5 protein-coding genes are annotated in these 7950 nt (G+C 30.9%); 4 read left to right on the top strand and 1 reads right to left on the bottom strand.

Annotated features, from left to right (window positions below):
- The coding region (locus tag B2671_RS01700) for a winged helix-turn-helix transcriptional regulator (protein WP_346868860.1) at positions 1-223 on the bottom strand (223 nt) is incomplete at its 3' end.
- Between the two features lie 405 nt (positions 224-628).
- Between B2671_RS01700 and B2671_RS01695 the strand changes: the two genes are divergently transcribed.
- From B2671_RS01695 to B2671_RS01680, 4 genes are all read left to right on the top strand, one after another.
- On the top strand, positions 629-2110 hold the full coding sequence (locus B2671_RS01695) for an aldehyde dehydrogenase family protein (protein ID WP_346868859.1): 1482 nt from the start codon (positions 629-631) through the stop codon (positions 2108-2110).
- Positions 2111-2404: 294 nt separating this feature from the next.
- Positions 2405-4600 carry a DNA topoisomerase III gene (locus B2671_RS01690; protein WP_346868858.1) on the top strand — a complete coding sequence of 732 codons (2196 nt, stop codon included), beginning with the start codon at positions 2405-2407 and terminating at the stop codon, positions 4598-4600.
- Between the two features lie 12 nt (positions 4601-4612).
- Positions 4613-4804, top strand: a complete 192-nt coding sequence (locus B2671_RS01685; RefSeq protein WP_346868857.1) for a YwbE family protein — start codon at positions 4613-4615, stop codon at positions 4802-4804.
- A gap of 238 nt (positions 4805-5042) precedes the next feature.
- Positions 5043-7937, top strand: a complete 2895-nt coding sequence (locus tag B2671_RS01680) for an EAL domain-containing protein (RefSeq protein WP_346868856.1) — start codon at positions 5043-5045, stop codon at positions 7935-7937.
- Positions 7938-7950 lie beyond the last annotated feature (13 nt).

Here is a 7950-nt window from a genome sequence, read left to right as displayed (position 1 = left end):
CAACTTCAGTTAAACTATATTCAACTTTAGGTGGGACTACAGGGTATACTTTTCTAGATATAAGCTTATCTTCTTCTAAACTTCTCAATTGTGAAGTTAGCATTTTTTGAGTTACCTTAGGTAACCTCTTTTTAATATCACTAAATCTCAAGGTACCATAACTTAAGTACCATAAAATTAATAATTTCCATTTACCAGATAGAAGATTTTGTACCACCACCATGGGGCACGTAGAGTACTTAGTTCATTGATTCCTCATATGACACTCTTCATGTCTAGGAAATACGCATAGCAAATTCTTATCCATTATATTCACCGTCCTAATAGTATATTTATAATATTATAGTATAAAAAAGTAACTACATATAAAAAAGTCTATAACATACTCTGCATTATACCATGAATTTTATATATGTTAAATTTTAAATCCACTATTTACATTATTATAAGATTTTCTAATATTATTTATTAATATAATAGTATCATTTATGATACTATGTCACAAAAAGTATAGTTAATGAGAATAAAGTGCCTACTTCCTAGAAAGATATTTTGTGATTATAATAAAATTAAATTAAGAGATAGAAAAAATCTAAATCATTATAAGAGTGGATAAGGAGGATTTAATATGAATATAAAATTACAAGAAAAATATCAACTATATATTGATGGTCAATGGAGAGAGGCTTCTGATGGAGGCGTATTGAAAACTTACAATCCTGCTACTGGAGAATTCTTAGCTGAAATAGCAGATGCTACAGCAAAAGATGTAGATGATGCAGTTAAAGCAGCTGAAAGAGCTTTCATAACTTGGGGAAAAACAACAGTTGCTGAAAGAGCAGATGTGTTAAACAAAATTGCAGATGTCATTGATGACAATGCAGAGTATTTAGCTACTATTGAAACTATGGATAACGGAAAACCAATTAGAGAAACTACAGGAGCTGATATACCTCTTGCAGCAGATCACTTTAGATATTTTGCTGGAGTTATTCGTTCAGATGAAGGTAGCTCAACAATGCTTGATGAAAATACTTTAAACATAATATTAAGAGAACCAATTGGGATTGTAGGACAAATAGTACCTTGGAACTTCCCATTCTTAATGGCTGCATGGAAGCTTGCTCCAGTATTAGCAGCAGGGGATGTTTCAATATTTAAACCATCAAGCACAACTTCATTAAGTATACTTGAACTTATGAGATTAATAGAGAATATAGTTCCAAAGGGTGTAATTAATATAGTTACAGGCAGAGGCTCTAAAAGTGGAGAATATCTACAACATCATAAAGGCCTTAATAAATTAGCCTTCACTGGATCAACAGAAGTAGGTAGAAAAATTGGACTCTCAGCAGCTGAAAATATCATTCCTGCAACTCTAGAACTTGGAGGGAAATCTGCTAATATATTCTTTAAAGATGCAGATTTAGATATAGCTCTAGAAGGACTTCAACTAGGAATTCTCTTTAATCAAGGACAAGTTTGCTCAGCGGGATCTAGAATTTTTGTACAAGAAGATTTTTATGATGAATTTATAGAAAAAGCAGTTAAAGCTTTTGAAAAGGTTAAGGTGGGTAATCCATTAGATAATAATACTCAAATGGGAGCACAAGTAAGTGAGGCTCAACTTAATAAAATTCTTAGCTATGTAGAAATCGGTAAGAAAGAAGGAGCTAAGGTAGCTACAGGTGGAGAAAGATACACTGAAGGCGATGCTGCTAAAGGTTACTTCATGAAACCAACTCTACTTGTTGATGTTACTAATGACATGAGAGTTGCTAGAGAAGAAATCTTTGGACCTGTAGGAGTTGTTATTAAATTCAAGACAATAGATGAAGTAATTGCCATGGCAAATGATAGCGAATACGGTTTAGGTGGAGGGGTATTTACTCGAGACATTAATAAAGCTATACAAGTTGCTAGAGGTATTAGAACAGGACGTGTATGGGTAAATACTTATAATAGTTTCCCAGCTGGAGCACCATTTGGAGGATATAAGAACTCAGGAATAGGTAGAGAAACTCATAAATCTGTCCTAGATGCTTATACTCAAATGAAGAATATTATGGTTAATTTATCTGAAAAACCAAGTGGAATGTATGTAAAATAGGTTTAATAAATATATTAAGAAGGCTATGGACTTTGGTTCATAGCCTTCTTTTACAATTTCTCTTTATCCGATGACTACCAGCTCTAATACTCCTATCTTCTTAAAAATGGGAGTAAAGAGCTGCTACGTCCCTGGATAAGGATTTCTAAGCTTCAGTGGGAGTAATAACTCCCCCTGAAGCAAAGAACTCTCTTTAAACTAAGGTAAAGTATGATATAATACAAAAGATAAGATTTTGCTTAATAAGTAAATAATACTTAATATAGATACTGTAGATAAGAGAGGAAGTAAAAGATGGGAAAAATATTAGTACTAGCAGAGAAACCTTCGGTAGGTAGAGACTTAGCTAAGGTTTTAAAATGCAATCAGAGTAAGGGTGCATACATAGAGGGAAGTAAGTATGTGGTAACTTGGGCACTAGGTCACTTAGTGGGACTACAAGATCCTGAAGACTATGATGCCAAATATAAAAAATGGAGCATGGAAACTTTGCCAATGATTCCAAAGCATATGAAACTTACAGTTTTAAAAAAGACCCAAAAGCAGTTTTATGAAGTAAAAAAGCAAATGCTAAGAAATGATATAGATGAGATAGTTATTGCTACAGATGCGGGAAGAGAAGGAGAGTTAGTGGCACGTTGGACAATAGAAAAGGCTGGAGTAAAAAAACCACTAAAGAGATTATGGATTTCATCTCAAACTGATAAGGCAATTTTAGATGGATTTAAAAATTTAAAACCAGGTAAAGATTATAATAATTTATATAAGGCAGCGGTGTGTAGAGCAGAGGCAGATTGGCTTGTAGGACTTAATGTAACTCGTGCCCTTACTTGTAAATACAATGCTCAGCTTTCAGCAGGAAGAGTTCAATCTCCAACCTTAGCCATGATAGTTCAAAGGGAAGAAGATATTAAAAACTTTATTCCTAAGGATTACTATACAATTACTGCGAAGGCTAAAGAATTTTCACTACAGTGGGTTGATAAGAATAATTATCAAAGCACTTTTAATGAGGAAGTAGCTAATAAAACCCTAGTTAAGGTTAGAGGTCAAGAAGCAAGTATTATAGATATAACTGAAAGCCTAAAGAAAAAGCCATCTCCTGCTCTTTATGATTTAACAGAACTTCAAAGAGATGCCAACAAAATTTGGGGATATTCTGCAAAGCAGACCCTTTCTATAATGCAAAGACTTTATGAAAATCATAAGATATTAACTTATCCAAGAACGGATTCAAGATATATAACTACAGATATAGTAGCTACACTTCCAGAGAGATTAAGAGCTATATCTATAGGAGCATATAGAGTAGCAGCTACAAATATACTAAAGGGTAAGATTACTCCAAGCAAGAGTTTTGTAGATAATAGCAGGGTTTCAGATCACCATGCCATAATTCCTACAGAGCAAAGTCCTAATATGTCTAACTTAAGTTCAGAGGAAAGAAATATTTATGATTTAGTAGTTAAGAGATTTTTAAGTGTTATGATGCCACCTTTTGAATATTTACAAACTAATATAGCGACAGAAATAGCTGGAGAGAAGTTTGTAGCTAAAGGAAAAGTTATAAAATCTAAAGGATGGAAAACACTATATGATAGAGAAGATATGGAGGATTCTAGAGAAGAAGATGGGTTAAAGGATCAAGTACTTCCAAAGCTGAATATTGGAGATAAATTAAAGATAAACTCTGTAGATATAAATAAAGGTAAAACTAAGCCACCGGCAAGATTTAACGAGGGAACATTACTTTCTGCTATGGAAAATCCACATAAATATATTAATGTTTCAAAGGATGCAGCAAAGACCTTAAATGCAACTGGTGGATTAGGCACTGTAGCTACAAGAGCAGATATTATAGAAAAATTATTTAACTCATTTTCTATAGAAAAAAGAGGTAAGGAAATAGTTCCAACATCTAAGGGGAAACAACTTATAGAATTAGTTCCAAGTGACCTTAAGTCACCACTTTTAACAGCTAAGTGGGAAAGTCAGCTAGAGGATATTAGTAAAGGCAAGGAAGATGCCATGGACTTCATTGTAGAGATGAGAAGATATTCAAGAGCTCTAGTTGAAGATGTTAAAGTCAATGGTAATAAGTTTGTTCATGAAAATGTCACAGGTGCAAAATGCACTAAGTGCGGAAAATACATGTTAGAGGTTAAGACTAAAACTGGAGTTATGAATGTGTGCCAAGATAGAGAATGTGGTCACAGAGAAGGTGTTAGTAGAACTACCAATGCTCGTTGTCCAGAATGTAAGAAAAAACTTACCCTTAAAGGACACGGAGAAGGTCAAATCTATGTATGTCCAGGGGCAAACTGTAACTTTAGAGAAAAGGCATCCCAATTTAATAAGAGGTTCGAAAAAGGTGGAAAAGTTGATAAGAGGGATGTTAATAACTATATGAAGAAAATGAAAAAAGAAGCAGAACAAGAAGCAGCTAATGATAATCCATTTGCAGCTCTTGGAGACCTATTCAAGAAGTAAGGAGAAATAACTATGGATGGAACTAAAAGATCAGATATAAAAATAGGCTCAAAGGTCTTAGTAGTAAAGAAGGAAGATCAACGCACAGGAAAATTGACAGAGGGAACAGTTACAAGGTTATTAACTAATTCTTCAGTACATCCAAGAGGTATTAAGGTAATGCTTGAAGGTGGAGTAGTTGGTAGAGTTCAAGAAATTAGATAGAAATGCATTAAGATAGTCATCAAATTTTTAATTTTTGTAATATAATTATATTTTTAAAAGAAATTAAAACAGGTTTTAGATTTGAATTTATGAATCTAAAACCTGTTTTTTATAGGAGAAAGTGAAATAAAAATTTTATTTCATTATTATAATAAATGTTGCTTTAAGATATAATTTTAAAGTACGATAATTATAGTGGTATGTAAATATATTATTATTTGCAATAGGAAAAGAGGATATGATGAGAAAATTTAAATTACTATGCTTAACACTAATATTTTTGATAAGTACAAATATAGCTATGACGATGATAGCGTTTTCAGATACTGAGAGCAAGATAATTAAAGTGGGTTATTATGATTATCCTTCTTTCATTGAAAAAGATAAAGATGGACTTTTTTCAGGGTATGGAGTAGAGTATCTTGAGGAAATATCAAAATATACTAATTGGAATTATGAATATGTATATGATACATGGCCGGAACTGTTAGACAAGCTATCTAAAGGAGAGCTAGATTTGTTATGTGGGGCTCAGTACACCGAGGATAGAAGCAAGATATATGACTATGTAGAATATTCAAATGGAATAGAACTTACAACTATGTATGTTTCAAGTAAAAATAACAGTGTATTTTATGAGGATTTTGAAGCATTCAATGGCTTGAAAATAGGGTTTTTAAAGGAAAGTTTTCAAAATACAGTCTTTGAAGGTTATGCAAAACAAAATAATTTCTCTTATGAAAAAGTATACTATGATTTTGAAGAAGAAATGATAGCGGATATGGAATCAGGTAATGTGGATGCTATAGTTTTAGGAAGCATTTCAAATCAGAATAGTGGTAGATTAGTTGCCAAATGCGATATTCACCCTTTTTATTATATAACGCAAAAGGGGAATAATGATATCACCAATGAACTTAATGAAGCATTAAGAAAGATAAAACTAGATGAGTTAAATTTTGATATGAAATTACGAGAAAAATATTACGGTAATAGTATTTTAAATCAACAACCGTTACTTACTCCAAGAGAGGTTGACTTTATAAAAAGAAAGCCGGTGTTAAAAGTGGCTTATAAAGATTATTTAAGTCCTATAGAATATAGGAGTAGTAAGGGTGACTTCTCTGGAATAGTAAGAGATATGTTAGAAGAAATCTCTAGAAAAATAGGTATAGAATTTGAATATGTTCAGGTAAAAAATACGGAAGAAGCTATAAAGTTAATGGCAAATGGAAAAGTAGATTTAATAGCTAGTGAATCTAGTATTGAAAAAAACACAAATTCTAGAGATATTATATTAACTAACCCATATATATCCTTACCTTTAGTTATAGTTGGAAAAGGAGAAGAATATATAAAAACAGAGAATGTGGATATAGCTATACCTACTGATATGAAAATTAACAAAGAAGCTTTTGTAAACAAATTTGGACAATATAACATTGAGTATTATGATAATTATATTAGTTGTATTAATGCAGTTAAGTCGGGAAAAGTAGATATAACAGTATTAGATAGCTACACAGCTAATATTGCTATTAGCCGTATAAAAGATAATAATTTAAAAACAATGAATATTGGAAATTTAAGTTATAATATATCAATTGGAGTAAATCCTAATATAGATTCATTAGTAATACCTATACTTAATAAGGCTATTAATGTTATAGATGAAAAAACTAGGGTAGATATTATTATGAAAAATGTAGTACAAGAATCTATTCCAATAAATTTAAAGGTTATACTAGTTAAATATAAATTAGAAATTATTATTTTTATATCTTTATTAGTAATAATATCTCTTTTGATATTTTTTTATGTAAAACAACGAAGAACAAAGTATTATGAAAAAATGGCATTTACAGATCCACTTACAGGTCTATGGAACGCTAATAAGTTTAAAGTTAGAGCTAAAAAGATACTTGAGACTAATAAAGGAAAATCCTATGCTCTTATATACAGTGACATAGATAAATTTAAGTTTATAAATGACAATTTAGGATATGAAGAAGGAGATAAAATTATTTGTGCAATATCCAATAAATTATACAACTCAATGGGGGAAAATGAAATTTTTGCAAGGGTATCTGCAGATAATTTTTTAATACTTGTAGAATACACAAATAAAAAAGAATTAATTGATAGGTTAACAAAATTTGAAAATATTTTTAGACAATTAGAAAAGGTTTTTGCAAAAAATTATAGGTTAATAGTTGTAAGTGGGATCTATATATTTAATTCTAATGGTATAGAGGTTGAAGATATTATCAATAAAGCTAATATAGCACGTAAATCAGTTAAGGGTTCTCATACAAATAAAATTGCCTTTTATGATAAGTGTTTTGAAAATAAAATTATTGAGGAATTGGAAATAGAAAATAAAATGTATAAGGCCCTTATAAATAGAGAATATAAGGTTTATTATCAACCTAAATATGACTTAAATACAGAGAAAATTGTAGGTGCTGAGGCCTTAGTTAGGTGGCAGGATCCTGAGAAAGGGTTAATTCCTCCAGTGAAATTTATACCTTTGTTTGAGAAAAATGGGTTTATAGTAAACCTAGATATGTATGTTTATAAAAGTGTATTGCAGTGTTTAAGAGAAAGATTAGATAATGGAGAAAGTGTAGTTCCAATATCATTAAATGTTTCTAGATTTCATGTTAATAATCCCAATATAATCAAGGATATTAATGAGTTAGTTAAAAGCTATAACATAGATCCTAAATTGGTAGAGTTTGAATTAACGGAGAGTGCTTTTATGAAAAATGCTGATAGGCTTATAGAAAAAATGATAGGTTTAAAAAAGGTAGGATTTAAAATCTCTGTTGATGATTTTGGATCTGGATTCTCATCATTAAATCTTTTAAAAGAGTTTCCAGCTAATACCTTAAAGCTAGATAAAGCATTTTTAGATGAAACAACTAATTCACAGAGGAGTAAAGATATTGTTAAAAGTATAGTTGATATGGCGAAAAATATTAATATGGAAGTAATTTGTGAAGGGGTAGAAACGCGAGAACAGGCGGATTTCTTAAAAGAGATAGGATGTGAAATGGCCCAAGGATATTTATTTGCAAAACCTATGCCTAAGGAAGATTTTGAAGAACTATTAAATGTAAATCATATATAGGATGAATATATAA

The sequence above is a fragment of the Clostridium sp. UBA5119 genome (assembly GCF_002414285.1).
Taxonomy (GTDB): Bacteria; Bacillota; Clostridia; order Clostridiales; family Clostridiaceae; genus Clostridium_J; species Clostridium_J sulfidigenes.
This window is presented reverse-complemented; position numbering and strand designations above follow the sequence as displayed.

What these genes read in the sequence shown, in the direction of transcription:
- B2671_RS01695 (WP_346868859.1), top strand. Translation starts at nt 629, where the DNA reads ATGAATATAAAATTACAAGAAAAATATCAACTATATATTGATGGTCAA.
- B2671_RS01690 (WP_346868858.1), top strand. Translation starts at nt 2,405, where the DNA reads ATGGGAAAAATATTAGTACTAGCAGAGAAACCTTCGGTAGGTAGAGAC.
- B2671_RS01685 (WP_346868857.1), top strand. Translation starts at nt 4,613, where the DNA reads ATGGATGGAACTAAAAGATCAGATATAAAAATAGGCTCAAAGGTCTTA.
- B2671_RS01680 (WP_346868856.1), top strand. Translation starts at nt 5,043, where the DNA reads ATGATGAGAAAATTTAAATTACTATGCTTAACACTAATATTTTTGATA.